Below are 22,567 nucleotides of genomic sequence, written 5' to 3'. Positions count from 1 at the left end.
TCGTGTTAGATGCTGTTTGCCTGCCGCTCCGTCCGCAGCGCAAACCGCTCCAACCGGATATCAGCAGACCGGGCATGCCCCTCCATCCGCTCTGCACGGCTCAGACTGGCTGTGACACGCGCCAGATCTGGCAGGCAGCGTTCATCGACGTGTTGCCACGTCACCGTCTTCAGAAACTTATGAACGCTCAAGCCGCCCGTGTATCGTGCGGCGCCGGATGTTGGCAGCACATGGTTGGGACCAGCTGCCTTATCGCCGAAAGCAACGGTGGTCTCTTCACCCAAAAAAAGCGACCCGTAGGCGCGCAGACGGTCTCGCCACCATGGCAGATCTTCCGCCTGCACATGCAAATGCTCGGGCGCCTTGTCATCGGCAAATTGCGCCATCTCTTCTGCCGTGTCGCACAGGACGATCTCCCCAAGATCGGCCCATGCGGTGGCGGCGGCACTGCGGTTCGGCTCGGGCAAATCTGCAATGATCGCAGGAATGCGCGCCACCACCTGATCTGCCAGTTCTTTGTGAGTGGTGGCGAGCCAAACCGGTGAATTCGCGCCGTGTTCTGCCTGACCGATCAGGTCGACAGCAACGGTTTCCGCATCTGCCGTGCGATCCGCCAACACCAGGCTGTCTGTCGGGCCTGCGAACATGTCGATACCTATGGGTCCGAACAATTGTCTTTTTGCTTCAGCCACATAGGCATTTCCCGGCCCCACCAGAATATCCGCCGCAGGTGCCCCAAACATACCAAACGCCATGGCCGCAACACCTTGCACGCCGCCGATCGCCAGAATACGCGTGGCCCCGGCCAAATCCATCGCAAACAGCATCGCATCCGGTATGCCGTCTGACCCGTTGGGCGGTGAACAGGCGGTGATATCAGCGACCCCGGCTTCGCGTGCCGTGGCAATCGACATGAGCGCAGATGCAATATGCGTGTATCTTCCGCCCGGGACGTAGCACCCGGTGGCCGAGAGTGGAATCTGCTGTTGCCCGGCAACCAGACCGGGGCGCAATTCAATCTCCATGTCCTGTGCGGTCGCGCGTTGGGCGGCGGCAAAGCGCGAGATGTTTTCATGCGCCCACCGGATGTCTTCCTTAAGCGCATCAGGCACGCGGTCCACCGCCGCCTCGATTTGGGCTTTGGAGACGGTGATTTCACCCTGCCAACCATCCAATTGCCGCGCGTATTCCAACGCAACCTGTGCGCCACCCGTGCGTAATCGCGCCAGCATCACCTGTACGGTATCGGCAATGTCTGCTGCCGTTTGGGGCGGCTGTCCAGGGGCTGTTTTGAGGCATGAGATTGGCATATGCGTACTCCTTACCCTCTCAAATGCGCCTGATACGTGGGCCGGGCAAGTGGTTCTCATGGCGATGGCATCGGTTTTTTCAAGCGCCGAATTCCCCTTTCGGATTTCCCGAAGCTGCGAGGCAATTGACCGTACGAGGTAAATCAACCCGCACATTATTTTCCAGTGAAGACTGGTATTCTTTTGTCCAAATCGATGCGATTCCTGTCAGACAGGGTAAAAAAGGTGGCCCATGGGAAAAATCGTGATCCTGACCGGTGCGGGTATATCGGCAGAAAGCGGGCTGAGTACGTTTCGCGACGCCGATGGTCTTTGGGCAAAGCATGCCATCGAAGATGTGGCGACACCCGAGGCGTTCGCGCGCAATCCGGAGCTTGTTCATCGGTTCTACAACGCCCGGCGTGCCAAGGCCGCCACTGTCAAACCAAACGCTGCGCATAGCGCTTTGGCGCGCCTGTCGCGCGACTACAAAGATGAGGTTGTGCTCATTACGCAAAACGTCGACGCCCTGCATGAAGCCGCAGGCTCACCCGATGTGATCCACATGCATGGTGCTCTGACCGGTGCGCTGTGTGCGACCTGCGGGCATCGATGGCCCGCACCCATGGAAATGCACGTTAGTGATCCCTGCCCCTCATGCGCGGCCCCCACCACCCGTCCAGATATCGTCTGGTTTGGTGAAACCCCTTATTGGTCCGAGGCCATCTGGGCGCATCTGGATGAAGCGGACATCTTTGCCGCCATTGGCACGTCAGGCAATGTTTATCCGGCGGCCGCATTTGGTCAACATGCGGGACGTGCAGGCGCGCACACGGTTGAACTGAACCTCGAAGCCTCGGTCAATGTGCGCGACTTCTCCGAAGTGCACCACGGCCCCGCCACCCGCATTGTACCCGCTTGGGTCGACAAGATACTCGCCACACAAACCGACACATAAAAAAAGCCCCGCCGTTTTGGCAGGGCCTTGCGGTCTTCGTTTGAAATTCGCTTACGCGTTGGCTGCTTGGGCCTTGGCGATTGCTTTTTTGACTTTTAGCGCATTGGCCGACAGTTCAGTGTCTTTGGCTTTTGCCAAAAACGCATCCAGACCACCACGATGATCAACGCTGCGCAGGGCTGCGGCCGAAATACGCAGCTTGATACCGCGCTTCAGCGTTTCCGATTGCAGGGTCACATCGTTCAGGTTCGGCAAATACCGACGGCGTGTTTTGTTGTTGGCGTGGCTGGAGTTGTTGCCAACCATCGGGCCTTTTCCGGTCAGTTCGCAGCGGCGCGACATGGGGTCATCCTCTTCCAGGGTCCAGGGCGCATGCGGCCCTCTTCAATACAAACGGGCGCGTGCGTTTCGCGCAGCGCCCCGAATTCCGTTTGCGGTCTTTAGGCTCAAAGCCTTCGGTCGTCAAGGGATTCTGTAGCGATTATCCGGCTGATCAGCACCCCTTTTGCAGGCCTACCAAACAGAACCGGCTCAGCACCTTGTCATCGCGCTGGCCACATGTACCGAAGAGGAGGCCGCAGGCCCGACGACGAGGTATCGAGCGTGCGCTTCAGCGCACTCATTTTGACAACTGTTACGTCCACCACGGACCGTGATGTTTGCCCTCTTCACCCAGACGCTCGAACCCATGGTGACCAAAGAAATCACGCTGCGCCTGAATGATATTGGCGGTACCGTAGCCTTGGCGCATTGTGTCGAACCAACTGAGCGCCGCAGCCATTGCCGGAACCGCATGCCCCGCCGTTACCGAGGCCGCAACCACCCGCCGCAACGCGGGAATGCCCGACTCCAGCATTGCCACCAGCTTGGGCGCCAACATCAGCTGTCCCGCGGGCAAGTCACCGTCAAAGGCTTCTGAAATATCATCCAAAAGCGCCGAGCGAATGATACATCCGGCGCGCCAGACCTCTGCAATACGGGCGTAATTCAGATCCCATTCAAACTCCTGCGAGGCCGCGGCCAACACGCGGAAACCCTGTGCATATCCCAAAATTCGCACCGCCAGAAACGCGTCCGACAATTCCGCCTCGCTGAGGTCCAGCGCACCGCGTGATCCACCAAGCACGTCTTGCGCCGTGACACGTGTTTGCTTTTCGGACGACCAACTGCGCGCGCCGACCGCCGCTTCGATCATATTGGCCGACTGGCCCAGCTTGACTGCCTCTACCACCGTCCAGCGCCCAGTACCTTTTTGACCCGCCGCGTCCAGAATCACATCCACCATGGGGTGACCGGTTTGCGGGTCCTCGAAAGAGAGTGTTTTCCCCGTAATTTCAATCAGGTATGACTTCAGCTTCCCTTGATCCCACCGGGTAAACATCTTGCCGATATCCGCAGGCGTCCACGCGGACCCATACCGGAGCAGACCGTAAATCTCCGCAATGACCTGCATTTCCGCGTATTCAATGCCGTTATGCACGGTCTTGACGAAATGACCCGCGCCGTCGGGTCCGAGGTGGTCGACACAAGGGTCACCCTCAAACCGGGCAGCAATGGCGCGAAGGACATCACGCAATTGGGTCCAACTGTGTTTTGTGCCACCCACCATCATCGAAGGACCGTGGCGCGCTCCTTTTTCACCGCCCGACACCCCCATGCCGACATAGTGTATGTCTTTGTCGGCCAGTTCCTTTGAACGCCTGCGTGTTTGGTGAAAATCGGCATTTCCCCCGTCGATGATCGTGTCGCCGGGCGCCAGAAGCGGCGCAATAGCCTCGATCATCATATCCATCGGCTTGCCCGACGGGATCATGAATAAAATCACGCGCGGCGTGGTCAGCGCGCCCACAAAGTCGCCAAGCTCTTCATGTGCGAAAAGGTTTTCAGCCAGAGGGCCTGCCTCGGCGATGAAATCGCTGATCCATGAGGTTTCACGGTTGGTCACAGCCACACGGAAGCCTTTGTCAGCCATGTTCAACGCCAGAGCACTGCCCATTGTGCCCAAGCCATAGACCCCGATTTGTGCTTTGGACATGAAAACCCCTGTGACCTGTTCTGCTATCTGCAGGCTAGGGACTGCTGCGGGATTTGCAAGCGCCGCGCCACGGGTGATATCCGTTCGGATAGGCCGGTCTCCTGCCGCATGTTTCAGCCAGTGTTATTTCTCTGCGATCGCATCTATTTCAAGCAACCACCCCTCTTCGAACATACCGGCCAAAACGACGGTCAGCGCGAATGTGTGACCGCCCAACATGGCCTGACGCACGTCGCGATTTTCATCGCGGTGTTTACGGTCCACCAGAAATGTCGTGGCTTTCACAAGGTTCTCGGCGGTCATATCGGCCGCGTGCAATTGCGCGAGAATGTTGTGCCAAACGGCTTCGGCCTGCGCTTTGAAGCCCTCCGGAACATGACCATCCGCCGTCATCGGTGCCTGCCCGCTGATGTAGAGCCGGCGCGATGTGCCCGAAACCTCAAGCGCCTGAACATACGCGCCCGCCGCTTCAGCCCCGTCTTCTGCATTGATGCGTTTAATCACCATCTTTGGGTCCTCTCTTGCTCAGCACGTCTCGGGTGCCAGATCAAACACCCAGGCACCATCGCATCACGGCCTTTTGCGCGTGCAATCTGTTTTCGGCCTCATCAAAGATCACGGAATTCGGGCCGTCCATGACCGCAGATGTGGCCTCTTCTTCGCGGTGGGCAGGCAAGCAATGCATAAACACCGCATCCGGTTTGGCGGCGGCCATCAAATCCTCATTCACCTGATAGGCGCGCAGCATGTTATGACGCCGCTCCTTGGCGGATTGGCTGTCATGCATGCTGATCCAGGTGTCTGTCACCACAAGGTCTGCTCCTTCAACGGCTTTGAACGGGTCGCGCTCCACCGTGATTGTCCGCCCGGCCTTGCGGGCCAGCCCTACGAATTCGGCCTCTGGATCCAACTGGGCAGGACCGGTAAACGTCAAATCAAACTCAAACTGCGCAGCCGCGTGCAAAAACGAAGCGCATACATTGTTGCCATCTCCGCACCACACCACTTTTTTGCCAGCAATCGGCCCGCGATGTTCTTCATAGGTCAGGACATCCGCCATGATCTGACAGGGATGTGTCCGATCGGTCAGCCCGTTGATCACCGGAACATCAGCATATTCCGACATTTCCATCAAAACAGCTTCGTCGAAAGTCCGGATCATGATCAAATCAACATAGCGGCTCAGCACGCGGGCCGTGTCGGCGATGGTTTCGCCATGGCCAAGCTGCATATCTGTACCGCTGAGCACCATCGTTGTGCCCCCCATCTGCCGAACGCCCACATCGAAACTGACACGCGTCCGGGTTGAGGGTTTTTCGAAAATCAAAGCAACCACATGACCGGCCAGAGGTTGATCGTCATCCGCCGTGCCGCGTGGACGGCCCAGACGTGCGGCCTTCATGGCCTTGGCCTGATCGATGATAGACCGCAGGTCATCGGGTTGAGTTTTGTGAATATCTAGAAAATGATTCATGGAACACGTCGCTTCTAACTAGTCTAAATTTGGAAGGATCAGCCGGGAATTCAGGCCGTTTCAATTGCACCGGCGGCTTTGACCGCCGAAGCCGCAGCGGCCAATCGCGAAACAGCCTCAGTGATCTCTTCTTCGCTCAATGTCAGCGGCGGCAGCAACCGGACCACGTTATCGGCGGCAGGCACTGTGATAACCTCAGCGCGGTAGCCTGCATTGACCACATCCATATTGGACGCTTTGCACTTCAGCCCCAGCATCAAGCCTGATCCGCGAACCGCATCGAACACGTCAGCATGATCAGCCACCAACCCCTCCAGCTTTTGCCGCAGCAGGCCCGCCTTACGGTTTACATCCGCCAGAAACCCGGGCGCTGTAACCTCATCCATAACAGCGCAACCCACAGCACATGCCAATGGGTTGCCGCCATAGGTAGAGCCGTGTGTGCCAGCGGTCATGCCACTGGCCGCATGTTCATTGGCCAGCACGGCACCCAAGGGAAATCCACCACCAATACCCTTGGCAACCATCATGATATCGGGGTCAACGCCCGCCCACTCATGTGCAAACAGACGGCCCGTACGGCCCATACCGCATTGCACCTCATCAAAGATGAGCAAGAGGCCGTATTGATCACAAAGGTCGCGCAACCCCTTCAGGCATTGATCGGGCACTGGGCGGATACCACCTTCACCCTGTACGGGTTCGATCAAAATCGCGGCAGTCGTATCGGAAATCGCTGCAGTGATTGCATCATGATCGCCCCAAGGCAGCGTGGTGAACCCCGGAAGCAAGGGACCAAAACCCTTGGTCATCTTTTCCGAACCCGCCGCCGCGATACCCGCCGAGGACCGACCGTGAAACGCGCCCTCAAAGGTTATGATTTCCGTGCGTTCCAGATGCCCGGCATCATGGAAATGCTTACGTGCCATTTTAACAGCCAGCTCACAAGCTTCTGTCCCGGAATTGGTGAAAAACACCGTGTCTGCAAAGCTGTGTTCAACCAGCTTGTCCGCCAGCGCCTGCTGCTGTGGGATATTGTAAAGGTTGGACGTATGCCACAACGCCGCGCCTTGATCGGTCAACGCCTTGACCAATGCCGGATGCGCGTGCCCCAAAGCGTTCACGGCAATCCCGGCGCCCAGATCAAGAAATCGGCGGCCATCTGCCTCGATCAGCCAGCTGCCTTCGCCTTTGACAAAAGTTAGAGCGGCACGGTTATAGGTCGGCAGAACGGACGGGATCATGTCTTGCATCCTTTTGGTCAGGAAGGCCGCAGAATTGCCTGAGGGCAACGGCCAAGTCAACAATGGTGGGGTAAAATGCGCTTGGTCAGCGCGGGATCAAACGAAAGGCGGGACGTCAGGCGCTTTGGCGTCGGCGTCGGTTCATCGCGTATGGTTGGCGTTTGATCATGCACGCCACTTAGCGGGTTCGCGGCGCAAGGTGAAGCAAAAAATCCACGCGTGACGTTTCGGGGGTTGTTGTTGCCTAGCAACGGGGTCATGGCTGAGACCATGAAGACGACTCAAGAACAGAACCCGCGTTTGGCCGCCGTGTTGACGCTTCTGGCAGCAGCATTTGCCGCGGGCACAATGTTGCTGGCAAAAGCATTGGGTACCGGCGTTCTTGGGCCTGAAATTCCTGCACTTCAGGTCAGTTTCGGGCGGTTTCTCTTTGCGTTGATAACCATCGCAAGCTTTGTGGCCATTGCCCGACCCTCCTTCACGCGACCCAATTTCAGGATGCATACGGCGCGTTCGGCACTCGGTTGGGGCGGCGTCACACTGATGTTTGCCGCAGCCGCATTTATTCCGCTGTCGGATGCCACCGCGATCAGCTTTCTCAACCCGGTCTTTGCCATGATCCTGGCGATCCCGTTTCTGGGTGAAAAAGTAGGGCCCGTGCGGTGGGGCGCAGCCCTCATCGCGCTGCTCGGCGCGGCCATCCTGACGCGACCCGGGGGCGGGGCACTCGAGGCCGGCGCCCTTTTGGCCCTGGGATCCGCTGTGCTTTTGGGCACGGAAGTGATCTTGATCAAGCAATTGTCGGCGCGCGAAGCACCTGTTCAGATCCTTCTGGTCAATAACGCCATCGGACTTTGTATCGCGGCTTTTGCCGCCAGTTTCGTCTGGGTTTGGCCTAACACCGCTCAATGGGCGGCTTTGGCAGGAATTGGTGTGCTTATGGCAGGCGCACAGGCGTGTTTTGTCAATGCCATGGCCCGTGCCGATGCCAGTTTCGTGGCGCCGTTCTTTTACGCGGTTCTGGTCTTTTCGGCATTGTATGACTGGGCGGTTTTCGGCGTTTGGCCTGATACGGTTTCTGTTGTCGGTTCTGCGATCATTCTAAGCGGTGCCGCCCTGTTGGCGTGGCGGGAAGCGCGTTTGGTTCGCAAAGGTTAAGCCTTGAGGCGATAGCCCCGCGCCACCATCATCCACGCACAGCCTGCAATGGCCAGCGTTGCCAGCGTCACAACGACCAAACCCAATTCTGGTGCACTGTCGGAGACACCGATCATGCCGTATCGCATGCCGTCGATCAGGTAAAAGATCGGGTTGAAATGGGTGATTTGTTGCAAGACCGGCGGCAGCGCTTCGACCGAATAGAATGTGCCGGACAAAAACGCGAGCGGCGTCACGATGAAGTTTGTGATGGCGGCCATTTGATCAAACTTGTTGGCAAAAATCCCGGCGACAATCCCCAATGCGCCCATGAAACTCGCGCCCAGAAGCACAAACGCAAGCGCCCAGAGCGGGTGTTGCACGCCAATCCCGAGAAATACCCAAAGCCCGGCCCCGATAGCTGAGGCCACCACGAAACCGCGTCCAACACCCCCCGCGAGATAGCCCAACACCATCTCCGCCGGGCTGAGGGGGGCATCAGCGTATCAACGATGTTTCCCTGAACCTTAGAAATCACGATCGACGAGGACGTGTTGGCAAATGCGTTCTGAATGACCGTCATCATCAAGATACCCGGCGCGAGAAAGGTCGTGAAATCAACACCCATCACATCACCGCGCCGCGGCCCGATGGCAATGGTAAAGATCATCAGAAACAGGGCCGCAGTAACCAACGGCGCCATCAGGGTCTGCGTCCACACAGACATAAAGCGCTGAACCTCACGACGTGCCAAAGTCCATAGACCCAGCCAGTTGACACGTCCGAAGCGGCGTGTGCCCATTTCAAATTCGTTCGCCATGTGATGTGCCTGCGTATAACCCGAATCGATGCCTTGTAACTCAGCCGTGAGTGACTAGAATAGAGCGCTGATGGAATTGTACAGGGCGGCACGCAAATCGATGCCGCCTTTTGAGATAAGGAACAGGCCATGTCCTGGAGCGACGAGCGCGTAGAACTTCTGAAAAAGATGTGGGGCGAAGGCCAATCGGCCAGCCAGATCGCCAAGGAGCTGGGCGGCGTGACACGCAATGCCGTGATCGGCAAGGTGCATCGTTTGGGTCTGTCGAACCGTAATGGCGGTGGCTCGGACAAATCTGATGCCAAGGCCAAGACAGCAGCCAAAACGGCCAAGCCAAAGGCCGCACCAAAGGCAGCGCCGAAGCCGCAGCCCAAGACCGAATCCGCGGCACCACCACCCCAGCCGGTTACGCGGATCAAACCGATCATTCCGGCCGGTCAGCCATTGCCGCCGCAACCTTCGACAAATGAAATTGACCCGGCTGCGCTGGCCAAGGTCAACGAGATCGAGAAGAAGGCCAAGAAGCTGAACCTGATGGAGTTGACAGAACGCACATGCAAATGGCCTGTGGGTGATCCAGCGACACCAGATTTCTGGTTCTGCGGTTTGCCAGTGCAAGCAGGCAAACCCTATTGCGAAGCACATGTCGGCGTGGCGTTTCAGCCAATGAGTTCGCGCCGCGATCGCCGCCGGTAATTGTGCAAAATGGCCGCCCCGAGAGCGCGCCGTTTCATTCAATGTGACGTCTTTTCTTCCGTGCCGACCAAAGGCAACGGCCTGGCGGTCGTAGTGGATGCGGACGGCTTGAGCGATGCACAAATGCAGGACTTTGCCGCCTGGACAAATCTGGCGGAAACCACTTTTCTATTGCCGCCGGTTGACCCTCGTGCGGATTACAGGGTGCGCATTTTCACACCAATGAAAGAGATGCTGTTTGCGGGTCATCCGACCTTGGGCAGTTGCGCGGCATGGCTCCACACCGGTGGCATTCCGCGTGACCCCGATATCATTCAGCAAGAATGCGCCATTGGGCTTGTGGCCATCGATATGCGTGGTGCCGTCCCGGCTTTTGTCGCCCCGGAGACGCGCATCGCACAGATGCCGCGCGATACCCGTGAGCGATTGTGCCAAGCGCTCGGCATTGCGACGCAGGATGTGGTTCGATCCGCCCTGTTGGAAAATGGCCCGAAATGGCAGGTGTTGGAACTCGCCACAGCGCAGGCTGTGTTGGACGTAGATGCCAGTGCCGTGCGTTGGCCCGCGTTTCAGGGTGTGAGCCTTATTGGCGCGCATCAGGCAGGGTCAGAATGCGACTACGAGGTGCGCAATGTGTCACCTTCGAGCGGCATGGATGAGGACCCGATCACAGGGTCTCTGAATGCAGCTCTGGCACAGTGGATGCACAAAGATGGCCGCCTGACGCACGATATCGTGGTGGCGCAGGGAACGAAAATGGGGCGCGAGGGCCGGGTCTATATATCGGCCACCACAGATGGGTCCGTCCTGATCGGCGGCGCCACGCAAATTATCATCGAAGGTGCAGTTCAGCTCTGATCGCGGTACCCGATGGCTGCGCTTGCTTGGCTTTCCAGCCATGCGGTCATTTGTTTGTACGGCACCGGGCCATAACTGACCCGCGCCACGCCCAGTTCCGCCAACCGCGCAGGACCGGGCACATGGGGTAGCGCGATGATATTGATTGGGATGGGGCATTCCGCACAGAGACGTTTGATCAGCGCCTCATCCGCCAGACCTGGTGCGAAGAACCCACTGGCCCCGGCCGCTGCATAATCCGTCGCCCTCGACAGGGCTTCATTCAGCATATCATCGGTATGTGTATCTGGTTTGGCCTTGAGGAAAATATCCGTTCGCGCATTGATAAACACGTCGGACACAACCGCATCTGCCGCATCACGCGCCGCGGCGATCCGCGCGGATTGTTCGGCGCTATCATAAAGGTCATGGGTTCCCACGATCTGATCTTCGAAATTGAACCCTACTGCACCGGCGCGAATGGTTTTGGTGACGGTTTGCGCCACCTCCGCGGGCGCTATGCCATATCCGCCCTCAATATCTGACGTGACCGGCAAATCTGTTGCACTGACAATCCGGCTGAGATTGTCCAGCATCATTTCCAGCGGGATTTTTTGCCCATCGGCAAACCCGTGGGCCATTGCCACAGGCGCGCTTCCTGTTGCCAATGCTTTGGCCCCTGCCGCTTCGACGGCTTTGGCGCTGCCCGGATCCCAGATATTGAACAGGATGATCGGATCAGATTTCACGTGAAGGGCGCTAAATGCGCGCGTTTTGTCGGAGTGCGTCATGTCAAATACCTTTGCTGTTTGACGCAGTTAAGATGCCTGAGCGACGGAAACAAAAGCCCAAAACGGCAATCTCCGGAAATCGTTACTGCGTCGCGCAAAAAGACGCTCAGTCGAAGAGCTTCAAAAGCTCCTTTGCCGCGTCTTTTTCGAGCTTTTCCCGGATTGCCCTTTTGGTCGATTGACCTTCTTTCTTTTGCACGCCCAGCTCTTTTTCAAGCAGTTTGTTGACCTCTTTTTTGGCCTTTGTTTCCAGCTTCTTTTTCTCATCCTTGAGATTGAGATCGATTGCTTTCTCGAGGTCCGGCGTGAACCGTGGATTGGCCCAGGGGCCGTGAATACGCACAGGGATGGCGATACCTTTGGAATTCTCGCCCTCCAAGAGCGCGGGCGTAAAGAGGTAATCTATATCCTGCGGTCCAAGGCCGATCCGCCCTTGCCCAGACGCCCGCGCCAGCGGCATGGGCATCAAGAGGTCACTGTTTTGCATCTGTCCGCCCGCGATGATGAAACTGGCACTCAGGCTGTCAAAAACCGTGGTGCCGCCCGTGCCGTTGCCGGACCGCATCAGCTTGTCGAGGTCAAATCCGCTGATATGTCCGTTCGTGGTCTTGACCGAGGCTGAGCCCTGGAGGCTGTTCATAATCGCATCGACCGACTGACCCACACCCAAAAACTTCAGCTTTGCATTGCCGGATGTTGAGAAGCGATTGATGCCGGCGGCATCCGTCATAAGCGCCTTCATATCGATGCCCTGGGCCGCCATGTCGCCGCCAACCGAAAGCCCGTTTCGGTTATTTGCAACGAACTGACCTGTGACCAAGCCGCCATAGCCCTGCAATTCGCGCAACGAAAACACGGCGCGTGAATTGTCGATGGTCGTCAGAATGCGTGTCTTGCCGAAATTGAATGTGCCAAAGTCAAGTTTTTCGGCGACAAGCGCGACTTCCCCATCCAGAAGGCCAAGCGCGCTGACATCAATCGGGTCTTTTGACCAGCCTGTGCTGACGGCCGTTCCGGTGGTGGTTGCACCGCCCGACCCGCCACCAGAGCCGCCTCCAGACCCTTCGGTACTGTTGCCGCTGGCCAGCGCCGAGAAATCAAGCGCTCCGGCACGCAGCTGCGCATTGATCCGGGGCCGGGGACCCGCCATGCTGACATCTGCCGCGATGTTGAGCGTGTTGTGATCCAATTGCAGGCTGCCGTCGCGCAACGACACACTCATGTCTTCGGTGATGGTCAATTCACCCGATGCCGTGACCGCCCGGCCCAGCCCTTTGGGAATATCGATCCCGCTCAGGCCGAGAGCCGCCAGAAACTGTGCTGTGTTTTTCAGGTTTGCCGAAAATTTGCCGGTCAGTTGGGGCAATGTGGCCCCGCGACCGTCAAAACTCAGACTGCCGCCGGGTGCGTTGACCGTTGCGGTCATCTCTGAAACGCCACCTTCAATGAAATTGGCAACTGTACCCAGTTGCCCGCTGATCTCAACCACCTCGCCTGATGGGCGCAGCACCGCATCAAATGTCGCCTCGCCCTGATAGGCGGGCCAGCGCAGGTCAAAATCGGAATTCGCCAGTGTGGTGCGCTGACCCGTGCCGTGATCTACGTAGTTGAGCGTCGCGCCCGTGATCAACGCGCGGTCAAGCGTAAGGGCCAAAGCCCGCGATTCTGCCGGTTTGTCCGGTGAGGCTGTTCCGGAAGGGGCCACGCCCTCGACGCCCAGCTCCCAGTTCACGCGACCGTCTGCAGCACGTTCCATCAGGATGGATGGCCCAACGGCCTCAAGGCCCGTGATCCGAATATCGCCCCCCACCAAGGCGCGGGGATCGACACCAATCTTGAAACTTTCCGCTGTCATCATCGGCCCGGCATCGGACCAGTCCGCGTTGGCCACGGAAACCTTGCCCGTGCTGATGCCCAGAACGGGATAGAAGCTCAGCTTGGTCTCACCCGACATTTCGACCTGGCGACCGGTCATCGCGCTGATCTGATCGGCGGCGATTTTTGCAATCCGGTCACCGGGGAGGAAAAACAACGCTCCGGCAAAGACGGCCAATAGCACAAACACCAGGCCTATCAGGCGAATGATCCATTTCATGATACGCTCCCACACCGCTCGTTGATTGGAATGTAGGGTGCGGCCCCGCCCCCAACAACCGCTTTCCCCTTCCCCGGGGCAATTGCGCGATGTATAGGCGGCGGCATGAGCTCCAATCCACCAGATCTGCGCCCGGACCTTGCGCGCGCCCGTGTCGCTGAAACCACACGCCGGGGTCAGCCGACCATCGGCATGGTGTCGCTCGGTTGTCCCAAGGCATTGGTCGACAGTGAGCGTATTCTCACGCGGTTGCGTGCAGAGGGGTACGGCGTATCACCTGACTATGCCGGTGCCGATGCGGTGATCGTGAACACCTGTGGTTTTCTCGACAGTGCCAAGGCCGAAAGCCTTGATGCCATTGGCGAGGCGCTTGACGAAAACGGCAAGGTGATTGTGACAGGGTGTCTTGGGGCTGAGCCGGATTACATCACCGGCGCGCACCCGCGTGTTCTGGCCGTGACCGGTCCGCATCAATACGAACAGGTGCTGGATGCGGTCCACGCGGTAGTGCCTCCCAGCCCTGACCCGTTTGTGGATTTGTTGCCATCCTCCGGCGTCAAACTGACACCGCGCCACTTCAGTTACCTAAAGATTTCAGAAGGGTGCAATCACAAGTGCAAGTTCTGCATCATCCCCGACATGCGGGGATGGTTGGCCAGCCGCCCGGCCCATGCCGTGATGCGCGAAGCCGAAAAACTGGTCGATGCCGGCGTCAAGGAGTTACTGGTCATCAGTCAGGACACATCAGCCTACGGCGTCGATATCAAACATGCCGAAGACCGCGGGCACCGGGCGCATATTACCGATCTGGCACGTGATCTGGGCGGTTTGGACGCGTGGATCAGGCTGCACTATGTCTACCCCTACCCACATGTCCGGCAGTTGATACCGCTGATGGCAGATGGGTTGGTATTGCCTTATCTGGACATTCCTTTTCAACACGCCCACCCGGAGACATTGCGCCGAATGGCCCGCCCGGCCGCTGCCACCAAAACACTAGATGAAATTGCGGCATGGCGAGACATTTGCCCTGAGATTACCCTGCGCAGTACGTTCATCGTCGGCTATCCCGGCGAGACCGAGGCGGAATTTCAGACCCTGCTGGACTGGATGGACGAAGCGCAGCTCGACCGAGTTGGGTGTTTTCAATACGAAAACGTGGAAGGCGCCAGATCCAATGCCTTGCCCGACCATGTACCGAGCGAGGTGAAGCAGGAACGTTGGGATCGCTTTATGGAAAAAGCGCAGGTCATTTCGGTGGAAAAACTGGCCGCCAAAATCGGTTCAGTGCAAGACGTGATCGTGGACGATATCGACGAAGACGGCATCGCCACCTGCCGAACCAAGGCAGATGCCCCGGAGATTGATGGAAATTTGTTTATTGATGCTGATACCGAAAACCTGTCCGTCGGCGATATGGTTTCCGTCACCGTCGATGAAGCCGGTGAATACGACCTGTGGGGCGTGTTGACCCCTTCCAAAGGTTAACATCCGTGCTTATTCCCAAGCAACGCGGTTCTCTTTTCACACCCGGGAAAAGAGCGTGCGCTCTGTAAAGAGAGCCAGTAAATCCTGTTGTCGTGAGTTGTCCACAACACTAGATATGCCTGTTTTTACTGACCCAACCACAAGTTGCCGTTGCGGAAACAAAGTATTGACACAAATTCGTTAGGCTGAACGTCGATAATTGGCGTAAAAAGTAAACAGGAGTTGTGGTTAGTTATGTCGTACCCAGTATACACCAGAGCGGAGCGTATTGCCGATGTGGCAATTCACGTACTGGGTGTTGTGGCGGCTCTCATCGGCGTAAGTCTTATCTTCAAAAACCTGTCTGCGCAGTTATCAGGACCCAGCTATTGGGCTGCATGTGTCTATTCCGCAGCGCTGGTGACCATGCTTACCGCCTCTGCAACCTACCACATCGCGGCCTACACGCCCGCACGGCCCATTTTGCGCCGAATTGATCACGCGGCTATCTACTTCAAGATCGCCGGAACCTTCACACCGCTCAGTGTTGTTTTGAATACAACCTTTGGCTATGTGGTGTTGATTTTCGTCTGGGCCCTCGCTCTTGCGGGCGCGATTTCAAAACTGATGGCGGCGCGCGGCAAGATGACAACCGGGTGGGTGCCTTATGTGGCCCTGGGCTGGATTGGCGTGGCACTCTTCGCGCCTCTGGCCAGCGTGTTACCTGTGTATAGCCTGACACTGGTTGTGGTCGGCGGGCTGCTCTACACGACAGGTGTTGTATTTTATCGGTGGGAAGGTTTGCGATACGCGAATGCGATCTGGCACGGCTTCGTTCTGATTGCCTCCGCATGCGTTTTCTTCGCGGTTTCTACGGCCTTGGCTGTCGCGGGCTGATCTCGTCAAACGCATTTCCCGCGTTTCAACAGTGAAAACAAATCGCTATTGCGGCACATCTCCGGTGCCATTGCGACTGGCGGTTTTTGCCGTGCCAGCCATTTTCCGCATCCACTGGCATTTGCACATCCCGTGCAGGCCAGAACCGCATCTCCCAACGTATCGATTTGCAATTGACCTGCCATGATCGTCTCTTCCAGATCGAGACCAAGAGTTGTGGCCATTCGGTCCATCAGATCAGCATGTTGGCGCAATGTCTTTTGGTTCGGCATTTCGTAACTCCCTTCGGATGAAAACGCCCGCTACCTCGGGCCGCGTCATCTCAGGAATAAGGCGAAATGCCCGTAGTCACTTTGATCTCGGTCAAACCCTTACGGGTGAGATCTGTCTTCCAGATAGGCGTGCACGCAGTCTTGTACGTGGCGAAACCTGTCGCCCCCCAGATGTTTACCGCCATACCAGCGGGTCACAACGATGATATGATCGTGTAATTCGTCACGTTCGAGCATGCGCAGGATCACCATCCCAGCCCCTGCTTCGCCGTCATCACCTTTGAGCGGTGTGCCGTCCGATTGCAGGACGGCCCACGTGTTATGTGTAGCGCGCGCGAATTTTTTGTCTTTTTTCAGCTCTTTAAGGAACTCATCTACATCGGCCCGATCAGCAGCGGGACCGCCCGACACAGCGTATTTCGACCCGCGATCGCTGATCACACCAGTGAGCTGGCGCATCAAAGACTGTTGTTCACACGGATCACCGTTTCAAGGCGTTTGGCATTGGGCGGGTGGGTGCCCAGGAACCGATCACCGGGATCGGGGATCTGGGTGAAGAACTGTGCACCGCGTACCGGGTTATACCCGCCCCGTTTGGTGATGACCGTGCCCAATGCATCCGCTTCCAGCTCAAAGTCTTTGGAATATGTTCTCGCACCCACAGACGCACCGATATCCTGTGCCGTACTGATCGTTCCCGACCCCGCACCGGTGATTGCGGCGATACCACCCAACAGAATCGCACCGGCGGCGGCATTCTGGCGTTGCCGTGCGATATGACCGGAAATATGGTGCGCGGCCTCATGCCCCATCACAAATGCCAATTCATCCTGATTTCGAGCCGCAGCAATAAAGGCGAGGTTGAAAGCAAGAATCGGGCGGCCCGTTCTGTCGAGTGTCTGGAAGGCGTTGGCAGGCTGGCCCGGACGATCATCCACCACGATTTTGAAGTCACAGTTCATGTTCGGCGCCCGGCGGCGACATTCCCGTTCGGCCACCGGCTCCATCTTTCGAACAACACGCGCAAAGGTCTGCATTTCCGCTTTGGTCGGGATCACACGCTTTTTGGCGGGTTTTTTCTGCGCGGTTTGCGTTGGCGCGGGTTTGTTGGGCGGCGGCGCTTGAGTGGTCGCAACACAACCGGCCAAGGCCACGCTACAGGCTAGAACAATCCAACGCATATCTGATCCTCACTGATAACTGCCCGCCTATATTAGTCGCGGAGCGGCACCTGCGCCACCCCGTTTGCTCTCTGCCCTATCGCAGCTTGCAAAGACATGCCGGTCAGGTCAGGGTGGCCGCATGTTTTCTATCGAGCACGAATTTGACGCAACGGTGGTGACGCTTGTTGATGACGGCAAGGCCCCGCTGCAAGAGGATGTTATCGTGAACGCATTCGAGGAATGCGTGACGATTGAGCAATATGACCCCCGTCACGACCGGAGCCAGAAGGTCACCCTGTCGATGGCGCAATTGCGCGATTTGGGCGCGGCGCTGAACCTGCCGGAGGGCGTCTATAGCCTGAACCGGGACACCCCCTAGAGTCGTGCCGCGCTGCCAGGAAGGCGCTTGCCGGCCCAATGCTGGATCGCCTGTTGAAATGACGGAGTAATTGGGTTCTGAAGCGTGAAATCACGTCGGTTACGCGCACTGAGGCTACGCAGCCCTCTTGACCCCACGGCGGCAACTCCCGACATGTAGAGCATGAATTTCAGTCAGAGGTCGTAATGCCTGATCCCAACCCTGCTGCGCTTGAATTTTTGCAGATGCGCCGGTCCCGCCCCGCGAAGACACTGACCGGCCCTGTGCCCACCCGGTCGCAACTGGCCCCCATCCTGACCGCAGCCTTGCGCAGCCCGGACCACGGAAAACTGGAGCCGTGGCGGTTGATCGTGCTGGAGCGCGCCGCTCTCCTCCGGCTGGCCGAAGCGGTCCCCGCGGTTGGCAACCGTCTGGGGCGCAGTGACGAAGAGGTGATCAAGGCGCAAGGTCAATTCGCCAATGCGGGGCTGGCTGTCGCCGTGATCGAGGTCCAGAAACCATCGCTTAAAGTGCCCGCGATCGAACAATCCTACTCGGCCGGAGCCGTTTGCCTGGCCTTGCTGAACGCGGCGCTGGCCAGTGGCTGGGGGGCAAACTGGCTAAGCGGTTGGGCGAGCCACGACCCCGATTTCGTGGCCCAGACGCTTGGTCTTGCTCCGCATGAGCGTGTTGCCGGATTTATCCATATCGGCACCGAAACCAATGCCCCGCCGGAACGGCCCCGCCCGGACCCCGCGCACATCATCACATGGCTCGAAGAATGATATTTACGTCCTTTTTCAAAGCACTAGGACAACTTGGCGACCCACGGTTCCGAAAGGTTCTGATGCTTGGGGTTGGTTTGACGATTGCGCTCTTGATCGCCGTCTATCTTGGTTTTCTTGGCGTTTTGCAGTGGGCCCTCGGCGACGGAACAGAGTTGCCCTTGATTGGGACCGTGACATGGATCGACGATTTGTTGGGCTGGAGCAGTCTGCTCCTGATGTTGGTCTTATCCGTTTTCCTGATGGTTCCCGTCGCGTCGGCCATCACGTCCATGTTTCTCGACGAGGTCGCCAAAGCCGTTGAAGATCGCCATTACCCCGGGCTGCCGGCCGCACCCAAAGTTCCGCTTTGGGATTCGATCAGGGACACGCTGAATTTCTTGGGCATTCTGATTGTGGCCAACATTCTGGCCTTTGCCTTGTATGCAATCATGCCCCCCGCCTCGATTTTCATCTTCTGGGCCTTGAACGGGTATTTGCTGGGCATGGAGTATTTCCAACTCGCCGCCATGCGTCGTCTGGGCCGGTCCAAGGCGGCCGCCCTGCGCAAGGCACATCGGGGCACGATCTGGCTCGCGGGTATTTTGATGGCCGTGCCGCTGTCACTTCCATTGATCAACCTGCTGATCCCGATCCTGGGGGCAGCCACGTTCACGCATATCTACCACGCTACTCGGTCGCAGACGGCGCCATCCGGTTGAACATGTCGATATCACGCACAGTGATTGAGCCAGTGATGATGACATAAGCGGCCACTGCCCACAGAACACCTGCGATAATCGTGGTTATCCACGCCTTTTTCTTAAGGTGATGTTGTTGCGGCGAACCATGATGGGTGCCAGGCACTGTGGTGCCGGCTTCGCCTTGGGTCTGGATGCGAATGGGCAGGGCGACCAAAAAAGTCATGAACCAAATGACCAGATAGAGCACAAGGCCCGACGCGATACCCATCAGACTTGCTCCAGCTCAACCAGGCAGCCGTTGAAATCTTTTGGATGCAGGAAGAGAACCGGCTTGCCATGCGCCCCGATTTTGGGCTCCCCGCTGCCGAGGACACGCGCACCGGTCTCTTGCAAATGGTCCCGGGCGGCAAGGATGTCGTCAACCTCGTAACACACGTGATGAATACCGCCCGATGGGTTTTTCTCCAGGAAACCATTGATCGGGCTATCATCACCCAGCGGATACAAAAGTTCGATCTTGGTATTGGGCAATTCGATGAAAATGACCGTGACACCGTGATCCGGCTCGTCCTGTGGCGCGCCCACATTGGCGCCCAAAGCGCCGCGATACTGGGCTGCGGCCGCCTCGAGGTCGGGCACAGCAATGGCAACATGGTTCAGGCGTCCAATCATGGGTCAATTCCTTCTGCAGAACATTTGGCGTTGTTATGGGCGCGTCTGGCGCCGCTGACAAGCGACAGAGGGACGCAACCCCGCGATTAACCAAGCGTTAGGCATGTCCGCGTAATTCTTGAATGGAGAAAGCTGCCTGAGGAGCTGAAACATGGATGATTTAAGCGACCTGCCGCCGCTGCGGATGCCCACAAGCAATCGCCCGCTTTTGGGCATGACCGTACTTGTGGTGGAAGATAGCCGTTTTACCTGCGAAGCATTGCGGCTTATGTGTTTGCGCAGTGGTGCGCGGATCAGGCGCGCCGATAGTCTGCGCTCAGCGCGACGCCATCTGCGCGTGTATCGCCCCTCGATTGCAATTGTTGACTTAGGCCTACCGGACGGGTCCGGCACCGAGCTGATCGAAGATCTCAATGCCGCCAACCCACGTGTGGGTGTGATCATGGCCACCAGCGGTGACGATAACCTGCAAGAGCAGGCAATTGAATCAGGCGCCGATGGATTTTTGCCCAAACCACTGAGCAGCGTTGGCGCGTTTCAACAGGCAATTTTGGACAAACTGCCAGCCGATCGTCGGCCATCTGGTCCACGTGTACTGAGCGAAGATGTCGTCGATCCGGATCCGTTGGCATATCGCGATGATATGAGCCATGTGGCCAACCTGCTCGACGATCATCAGGATGGGCCAGTGCTGGAATATGTGTTGCAGTTTCTGGGCGGCGTTGCCCGCAGTGCTGAAGACAAACAACTTGAAAAAGCCACTCACGATCTCGCGGGAAGTCTGACGGACAAATCTGACCTGAAGGCTAAAATCTCGCATCTGGCGGGCCTGGTTCAGGATCGCCTGAACGACCGGGTTGCCATGTAGACCCTAGAGCGTTGGATCACCTGATGCGCGCACAAGGCTTGTCAAATCGCTGAGCCTTTCGCGCTGCCGGCCGTCGCCATCAAAGTTCCCGGGCGCCAACCAAAGCTCAAATGCCTCCCGCAAGGCGGGCCATTCGCGATCGATTGCGGCGAACCACGCCGTGTCACGGTTGCGGCCTTTGACCACTGTTGCCTGCCTAAAAATGCCCTCAAAACTGAAACCAAGCCGCTGAGCCGCGCGGCGCGACGGCTTGTTGAGCGCATCGCATTTCCATTCATACCGGCGATATCCGGCCTCAAACGCCCATTTCATCATCAGATACATTGCGTCCGTTGCCGCACGTGTCCGCTGCAATTGCGGTGACATGGCAATATAACCCACCTCGATCGATCCTGACGCCGGTTTGATCCGCAAATACGATGCAAACCCACCATACGCTTGCTGTTCCTTGTCAAAAATCGCGTGGAAGACGAGCCCGTCTTCAACAACCGCTTCCCGCATCCAGCGATGGAATTGCGATGACGACGCGAAAGTCCCGGCTGGCATGTAATCCCAAACCCAATCATGCCCATCAAACGCCTTGTACAAAAGGGCGGCATGCGCATCTGCCGACAGCGGCTCAATCCGCGCATACTGGCCCTCAATCACCAACCCTGCGGGCGATGGCGGGACCGACCAATTTTGCACAATTGGGCCAACGGGCCGTGTCACATCTGACATGCTGCCTCCAAAACAGAACAGGCAGACGTTAGACCGTTACCCTACCAGTGGCAAAAATTTTTCTACAGGATCAGACCAGGATTACTTCCCAGATCCAGGTCGGGGAAGACGACGGAATCGATGAGGTGACGATCAAAGCCAAAATGCTGGTGCAGCACCCAACCGGTATGTGCCCGTAAATCCCGTGTCGGCATCAGGTCACGTCGGTTGTAAAGATCCGCTTCCTCCAGTCCGGGCCATTCCGTCACCACCCGTCCGCCCCTGATTGCACCACCCGCCAGCACCATCGCACCTGCCGTTCCGTGATCAGTACCGCCACTGCCGTTCAGTTGCACAGTCCGGCCAAATTCCGTCATTGCGACAACGGCTGTTTTTTCCCAGATTGGGCCAAGGTTTTCCTGAAGGGTCAGAATGGCCGTTTGCAGCTGGTCAAGCGCGCGGGGAAAAGCCGTACGCTGGCCTGCATGCGTGTCAAAACCGTTGAGAGAAAAAGCCGCGATGCGTGTGTCGCCACGCAACCGTTCGGCCGCAAACTTGGCAATAACATCAGGTTTACCCGCACCTCTCACGGCACGCATGGAATTTTCCATGCCACTCATCATGCCGCCGTTCTGATCGCTCATACCATCCGCGTTACCGCCGGAGAGATCAGCCACTGAAAGGGCAATTGCCTCGACCGCTGCGTCCCGAAACAACGGATCATCATGCATGATCTGTTCCAGCAAACGTTCTGTTTGTGGACTGAGCGTCAATGAGGCATCCGGTGACCAATTCGCGATTTCGGCCTTGCCACGGGTCAGCAGCATGTCAGATCGGCCAATCGCATAGGCGGTTTCGGTTTCGACTCCGGGCACATGTTGCAGCATCCGGTTCAACCATCCATCCCGGATGCGGCCCTGTGAGGATAGGCCGATGCCTGATTCGAGAATGTCCTGACCGTCAAAATGGCTGCGCTTGTCGCGGTAGGGCGTCGAGACGGCATGCACAAATCCAAGGTCCCCGGCCTGCCAGAGGGGCATCAGCTTTGCGAGCGCCGGATGCAAACCAAAGAAACCATCCAGATCATGCAGCGCGTTTAAGTTAGTTGAGCGCATTCCTTCAAATGCCGGGTCGCCGTAAGGCTGGATCGCATCCAGACCATCCATGCCGCCACGCATGATGATCACGACCAGTCTGTGTTCCAAAGGTGCACTGGCCAGTGTCACGGGCGTGAGAATTGGGCTTGCCGCCAGCGAGCACCCCAAAGCAAGGCCGTTGCCGAGGAATTTCCGGCGGGTATGTGGTCGAGATGTCATGGCTCGTCTCC

The 22,567-nt window shown here is 57.7% G+C and carries 25 protein-coding genes and 1 pseudogene; 10 read left to right on the top strand and 16 right to left on the bottom strand.

The features are described from left to right. Window positions 1–5: 5 nt before the first annotated feature. Window positions 6–1,310, bottom strand: a complete 1,305-nt coding sequence (gene hisD, locus ACZ1HJ_RS09450) for a histidinol dehydrogenase (protein WP_472722038.1) — start codon at window positions 1,308–1,310, stop codon at window positions 6–8. 232 nt (window positions 1,311–1,542) lie between these two features. Here hisD and ACZ1HJ_RS09445 point away from each other — a divergent pair, with 232 nt between their 5' ends. Then, the gene (locus ACZ1HJ_RS09445; RefSeq protein WP_472722037.1) at window positions 1,543–2,247 is read left to right on the top strand and encodes an NAD-dependent deacylase; all 705 of its coding nucleotides are present in this window, start codon (window positions 1,543–1,545) and stop codon (window positions 2,245–2,247) included. Between the two features lie 51 nt (window positions 2,248–2,298). On the opposite strand, the gene rpmB is transcribed toward ACZ1HJ_RS09445, so the two are convergent. From rpmB to ACZ1HJ_RS09420, 5 genes are all read right to left on the bottom strand, one after another. Further along, complete coding sequence (gene rpmB, locus ACZ1HJ_RS09440) at window positions 2,299–2,589, bottom strand: 50S ribosomal protein L28 (RefSeq protein ID WP_472722036.1); 291 nt, start codon at window positions 2,587–2,589, stop codon at window positions 2,299–2,301. 292 nt (window positions 2,590–2,881) lie between these two features. Next, window positions 2,882–4,282 carry an NADP-dependent phosphogluconate dehydrogenase gene (gene gndA / locus ACZ1HJ_RS09435; RefSeq protein ID WP_472722035.1) on the bottom strand — a complete coding sequence of 467 codons (1,401 nt, stop codon included), beginning with the start codon at window positions 4,280–4,282 and terminating at the stop codon, window positions 2,882–2,884. A 123-nt stretch (window positions 4,283–4,405) separates the two neighbouring features. Further along, window positions 4,406–4,789 (bottom strand): RidA family protein, encoded by a 384-nt coding sequence (locus tag ACZ1HJ_RS09430; protein ID WP_472722034.1) that lies wholly within the window; start codon window positions 4,787–4,789, stop codon window positions 4,406–4,408. Window positions 4,790–4,829: 40 nt separating this feature from the next. Beyond that, on the bottom strand, window positions 4,830–5,756 hold the full coding sequence (argF, locus tag ACZ1HJ_RS09425; protein ID WP_472722033.1) for an ornithine carbamoyltransferase: 927 nt from the start codon (window positions 5,754–5,756) through the stop codon (window positions 4,830–4,832). Window positions 5,757–5,806: 50 nt separating this feature from the next. Next, entirely contained in the window at window positions 5,807–7,000 is a 1,194-nt protein-coding gene (locus ACZ1HJ_RS09420; RefSeq protein WP_472722032.1) for an acetylornithine transaminase, read from the bottom strand. 270 nt (window positions 7,001–7,270) lie between these two features. On the opposite strand from ACZ1HJ_RS09420, the gene ACZ1HJ_RS09415 reads away from it, so the two are divergent. After that, window positions 7,271–8,158, top strand: coding sequence for a DMT family transporter (locus ACZ1HJ_RS09415; RefSeq protein ID WP_472722031.1), 888 nt, complete (start codon window positions 7,271–7,273; stop codon window positions 8,156–8,158). Here ACZ1HJ_RS09415 and ACZ1HJ_RS09410 read toward each other — a convergent pair. Further along, a pseudogene (locus tag ACZ1HJ_RS09410) lies at window positions 8,155–8,957 on the bottom strand (ABC transporter permease). The gene ACZ1HJ_RS09415 and the pseudogene ACZ1HJ_RS09410 sit on opposite strands and share 4 nt — an antisense overlap. Before the next feature lie 129 nt (window positions 8,958–9,086). Between ACZ1HJ_RS09410 and ACZ1HJ_RS09405 the strand changes: the two are divergent. Beyond that, window positions 9,087–9,653, top strand: coding sequence for a GcrA family cell cycle regulator (locus ACZ1HJ_RS09405; RefSeq protein ID WP_472722030.1), 567 nt, complete (start codon window positions 9,087–9,089; stop codon window positions 9,651–9,653). Between the two features lie 9 nt (window positions 9,654–9,662). Then, entirely contained in the window at window positions 9,663–10,511 is an 849-nt protein-coding gene (locus ACZ1HJ_RS09400; protein WP_472722029.1) for a PhzF family phenazine biosynthesis protein, read from the top strand. Here ACZ1HJ_RS09400 and ACZ1HJ_RS09395 read toward each other — a convergent pair. Then, on the bottom strand, window positions 10,502–11,281 hold the full coding sequence (locus tag ACZ1HJ_RS09395; RefSeq protein ID WP_472722028.1) for an isocitrate lyase/PEP mutase family protein: 780 nt from the start codon (window positions 11,279–11,281) through the stop codon (window positions 10,502–10,504). The two genes, ACZ1HJ_RS09400 and ACZ1HJ_RS09395, sit on opposite strands and share 10 nt — an antisense overlap. 106 nt (window positions 11,282–11,387) lie before the next feature. Continuing rightward, window positions 11,388–13,376, bottom strand: a complete 1,989-nt coding sequence (locus ACZ1HJ_RS09390) for an AsmA family protein (protein ID WP_472722027.1) — start codon at window positions 13,374–13,376, stop codon at window positions 11,388–11,390. Window positions 13,377–13,481: 105 nt separating this feature from the next. Between ACZ1HJ_RS09390 and rimO the strand changes: the two genes are divergently transcribed. Together rimO and trhA are read left to right on the top strand one after the other, a co-directional pair. Beyond that, on the top strand, window positions 13,482–14,864 hold the full coding sequence (gene rimO, locus ACZ1HJ_RS09385) for a 30S ribosomal protein S12 methylthiotransferase RimO (protein WP_472722026.1): 1,383 nt from the start codon (window positions 13,482–13,484) through the stop codon (window positions 14,862–14,864). Window positions 14,865–15,098: 234 nt separating this feature from the next. Next, window positions 15,099–15,740 (top strand): PAQR family membrane homeostasis protein TrhA, encoded by a 642-nt coding sequence (trhA, locus tag ACZ1HJ_RS09380; RefSeq protein ID WP_472722025.1) that lies wholly within the window; start codon window positions 15,099–15,101, stop codon window positions 15,738–15,740. A 5-nt stretch (window positions 15,741–15,745) separates the two neighbouring features. Here trhA and ACZ1HJ_RS09375 read toward each other — a convergent pair whose 3' ends face one another. The 3 genes from ACZ1HJ_RS09375 to ACZ1HJ_RS09365 all read right to left on the bottom strand — a co-directional run bounded on the left by ACZ1HJ_RS09375 (window position 15,746) and on the right by ACZ1HJ_RS09365 (window position 17,193). Beyond that, window positions 15,746–16,012, bottom strand: a complete 267-nt coding sequence (locus ACZ1HJ_RS09375) for a DUF6455 family protein (protein ID WP_472722024.1) — start codon at window positions 16,010–16,012, stop codon at window positions 15,746–15,748. A 99-nt stretch (window positions 16,013–16,111) separates the two neighbouring features. Beyond that, window positions 16,112–16,471 carry a YigZ family protein gene (locus tag ACZ1HJ_RS09370; RefSeq protein WP_472722023.1) on the bottom strand — a complete coding sequence of 120 codons (360 nt, stop codon included), beginning with the start codon at window positions 16,469–16,471 and terminating at the stop codon, window positions 16,112–16,114. Further along, window positions 16,471–17,193, bottom strand: coding sequence for a M48 family metallopeptidase (locus tag ACZ1HJ_RS09365; RefSeq protein WP_472722022.1), 723 nt, complete (start codon window positions 17,191–17,193; stop codon window positions 16,471–16,473). The genes ACZ1HJ_RS09370 and ACZ1HJ_RS09365 overlap by 1 nt, the downstream gene beginning before the upstream one ends. A 121-nt stretch (window positions 17,194–17,314) precedes the next feature. On the opposite strand from ACZ1HJ_RS09365, the gene ACZ1HJ_RS09360 reads away from it, so the two are divergent. From ACZ1HJ_RS09360 to ACZ1HJ_RS09350, 3 genes are all read left to right on the top strand, one after another. Next, window positions 17,315–17,554: a hypothetical protein gene (locus tag ACZ1HJ_RS09360; protein WP_472722021.1), complete on the top strand. Its 240-nt coding sequence runs from the start codon at window positions 17,315–17,317 to the stop codon at window positions 17,552–17,554. A 185-nt stretch (window positions 17,555–17,739) separates the two neighbouring features. Further along, a complete protein-coding gene (locus ACZ1HJ_RS09355; RefSeq protein ID WP_472722020.1) occupies window positions 17,740–18,318 on the top strand; it encodes a nitroreductase family protein in 579 nt (192 codons plus the stop codon). Beyond that, a complete protein-coding gene (locus tag ACZ1HJ_RS09350) occupies window positions 18,315–19,019 on the top strand; it encodes an EI24 domain-containing protein (protein WP_472722019.1) in 705 nt (234 codons plus the stop codon). Before ACZ1HJ_RS09355 ends, ACZ1HJ_RS09350 begins: the two co-directional genes overlap by 4 nt. Here the strand turns inward: ACZ1HJ_RS09350 and ACZ1HJ_RS09345 are convergent. Together ACZ1HJ_RS09345 and mce are read right to left on the bottom strand one after the other, a co-directional pair. Continuing rightward, window positions 18,988–19,269 (bottom strand): DUF1467 family protein, encoded by a 282-nt coding sequence (locus ACZ1HJ_RS09345; protein ID WP_472722018.1) that lies wholly within the window; start codon window positions 19,267–19,269, stop codon window positions 18,988–18,990. The two genes, ACZ1HJ_RS09350 and ACZ1HJ_RS09345, sit on opposite strands and share 32 nt — an antisense overlap. Next, window positions 19,269–19,673, bottom strand: a complete 405-nt coding sequence (mce, locus tag ACZ1HJ_RS09340; RefSeq protein ID WP_472722017.1) for a methylmalonyl-CoA epimerase — start codon at window positions 19,671–19,673, stop codon at window positions 19,269–19,271. Before mce ends, ACZ1HJ_RS09345 begins: the two co-directional genes overlap by 1 nt. 151 nt (window positions 19,674–19,824) lie before the next feature. On the opposite strand from mce, the gene ACZ1HJ_RS09335 reads away from it, so the two are divergent. Further along, window positions 19,825–20,541: a response regulator gene (locus ACZ1HJ_RS09335; protein WP_472722016.1), complete on the top strand. Its 717-nt coding sequence runs from the start codon at window positions 19,825–19,827 to the stop codon at window positions 20,539–20,541. A gap of 3 nt (window positions 20,542–20,544) precedes the next feature. On the opposite strand, the gene ACZ1HJ_RS09330 is transcribed toward ACZ1HJ_RS09335, so the two are convergent. Together ACZ1HJ_RS09330 and ACZ1HJ_RS09325 are read right to left on the bottom strand one after the other, a co-directional pair. Continuing rightward, window positions 20,545–21,261, bottom strand: a complete 717-nt coding sequence (locus ACZ1HJ_RS09330; protein ID WP_472722015.1) for a GNAT family N-acetyltransferase — start codon at window positions 21,259–21,261, stop codon at window positions 20,545–20,547. Between the two features lie 62 nt (window positions 21,262–21,323). Continuing rightward, a complete protein-coding gene (locus ACZ1HJ_RS09325; protein ID WP_472722014.1) occupies window positions 21,324–22,556 on the bottom strand; it encodes a DUF1501 domain-containing protein in 1,233 nt (410 codons plus the stop codon). Window positions 22,557–22,567: the final 11 nt, after the last annotated feature.

It is taken from the genome of Roseovarius sp. JB2-10 (assembly GCF_055693585.1).
Note: the sequence above shows the minus strand (reverse complement) of the source record. Positions and strands in the feature narration are given on the sequence as shown.

What these genes read in the sequence shown, in the direction of transcription:
- argF (WP_472722033.1), bottom strand. Translation starts at nt 5,756, where the DNA reads ATGAATCATTTTCTAGATATTCACAAAACTCAACCCGATGACCTGCGG.
- ACZ1HJ_RS09420 (WP_472722032.1), bottom strand. Translation starts at nt 7,000, where the DNA reads ATGATCCCGTCCGTTCTGCCGACCTATAACCGTGCCGCTCTAACTTTT.
- ACZ1HJ_RS09390 (WP_472722027.1), bottom strand. Translation starts at nt 13,376, where the DNA reads ATGAAATGGATCATTCGCCTGATAGGCCTGGTGTTTGTGCTATTGGCC.
- ACZ1HJ_RS09335 (WP_472722016.1), top strand. Translation starts at nt 19,825, where the DNA reads ATGGATGATTTAAGCGACCTGCCGCCGCTGCGGATGCCCACAAGCAAT.
- ACZ1HJ_RS09360 (WP_472722021.1), top strand. Translation starts at nt 17,315, where the DNA reads ATGTTTTCTATCGAGCACGAATTTGACGCAACGGTGGTGACGCTTGTT.
- ACZ1HJ_RS09400 (WP_472722029.1), top strand. Translation starts at nt 9,663, where the DNA reads ATGGCCGCCCCGAGAGCGCGCCGTTTCATTCAATGTGACGTCTTTTCT.
- ACZ1HJ_RS09395 (WP_472722028.1), bottom strand. Translation starts at nt 11,281, where the DNA reads ATGACGCACTCCGACAAAACGCGCGCATTTAGCGCCCTTCACGTGAAA.
- ACZ1HJ_RS09405 (WP_472722030.1), top strand. Translation starts at nt 9,087, where the DNA reads ATGTCCTGGAGCGACGAGCGCGTAGAACTTCTGAAAAAGATGTGGGGC.
- mce (WP_472722017.1), bottom strand. Translation starts at nt 19,673, where the DNA reads ATGATTGGACGCCTGAACCATGTTGCCATTGCTGTGCCCGACCTCGAG.
- ACZ1HJ_RS09375 (WP_472722024.1), bottom strand. Translation starts at nt 16,012, where the DNA reads ATGCCGAACCAAAAGACATTGCGCCAACATGCTGATCTGATGGACCGA.
- ACZ1HJ_RS09345 (WP_472722018.1), bottom strand. Translation starts at nt 19,269, where the DNA reads ATGGGTATCGCGTCGGGCCTTGTGCTCTATCTGGTCATTTGGTTCATG.
- ACZ1HJ_RS09350 (WP_472722019.1), top strand. Translation starts at nt 18,315, where the DNA reads ATGATATTTACGTCCTTTTTCAAAGCACTAGGACAACTTGGCGACCCA.
- rpmB (WP_472722036.1), bottom strand. Translation starts at nt 2,589, where the DNA reads ATGTCGCGCCGCTGCGAACTGACCGGAAAAGGCCCGATGGTTGGCAAC.
- ACZ1HJ_RS09325 (WP_472722014.1), bottom strand. Translation starts at nt 22,556, where the DNA reads ATGACATCTCGACCACATACCCGCCGGAAATTCCTCGGCAACGGCCTT.
- trhA (WP_472722025.1), top strand. Translation starts at nt 15,099, where the DNA reads ATGTCGTACCCAGTATACACCAGAGCGGAGCGTATTGCCGATGTGGCA.
- ACZ1HJ_RS09365 (WP_472722022.1), bottom strand. Translation starts at nt 17,193, where the DNA reads ATGCGTTGGATTGTTCTAGCCTGTAGCGTGGCCTTGGCCGGTTGTGTT.
- ACZ1HJ_RS09370 (WP_472722023.1), bottom strand. Translation starts at nt 16,471, where the DNA reads ATGCGCCAGCTCACTGGTGTGATCAGCGATCGCGGGTCGAAATACGCT.
- ACZ1HJ_RS09445 (WP_472722037.1), top strand. Translation starts at nt 1,543, where the DNA reads ATGGGAAAAATCGTGATCCTGACCGGTGCGGGTATATCGGCAGAAAGC.
- ACZ1HJ_RS09415 (WP_472722031.1), top strand. Translation starts at nt 7,271, where the DNA reads ATGAAGACGACTCAAGAACAGAACCCGCGTTTGGCCGCCGTGTTGACG.
- ACZ1HJ_RS09430 (WP_472722034.1), bottom strand. Translation starts at nt 4,789, where the DNA reads ATGGTGATTAAACGCATCAATGCAGAAGACGGGGCTGAAGCGGCGGGC.
- ACZ1HJ_RS09355 (WP_472722020.1), top strand. Translation starts at nt 17,740, where the DNA reads ATGCCTGATCCCAACCCTGCTGCGCTTGAATTTTTGCAGATGCGCCGG.
- hisD (WP_472722038.1), bottom strand. Translation starts at nt 1,310, where the DNA reads ATGCCAATCTCATGCCTCAAAACAGCCCCTGGACAGCCGCCCCAAACG.
- gndA (WP_472722035.1), bottom strand. Translation starts at nt 4,282, where the DNA reads ATGTCCAAAGCACAAATCGGGGTCTATGGCTTGGGCACAATGGGCAGT.
- ACZ1HJ_RS09330 (WP_472722015.1), bottom strand. Translation starts at nt 21,261, where the DNA reads ATGTCAGATGTGACACGGCCCGTTGGCCCAATTGTGCAAAATTGGTCG.
- rimO (WP_472722026.1), top strand. Translation starts at nt 13,482, where the DNA reads ATGAGCTCCAATCCACCAGATCTGCGCCCGGACCTTGCGCGCGCCCGT.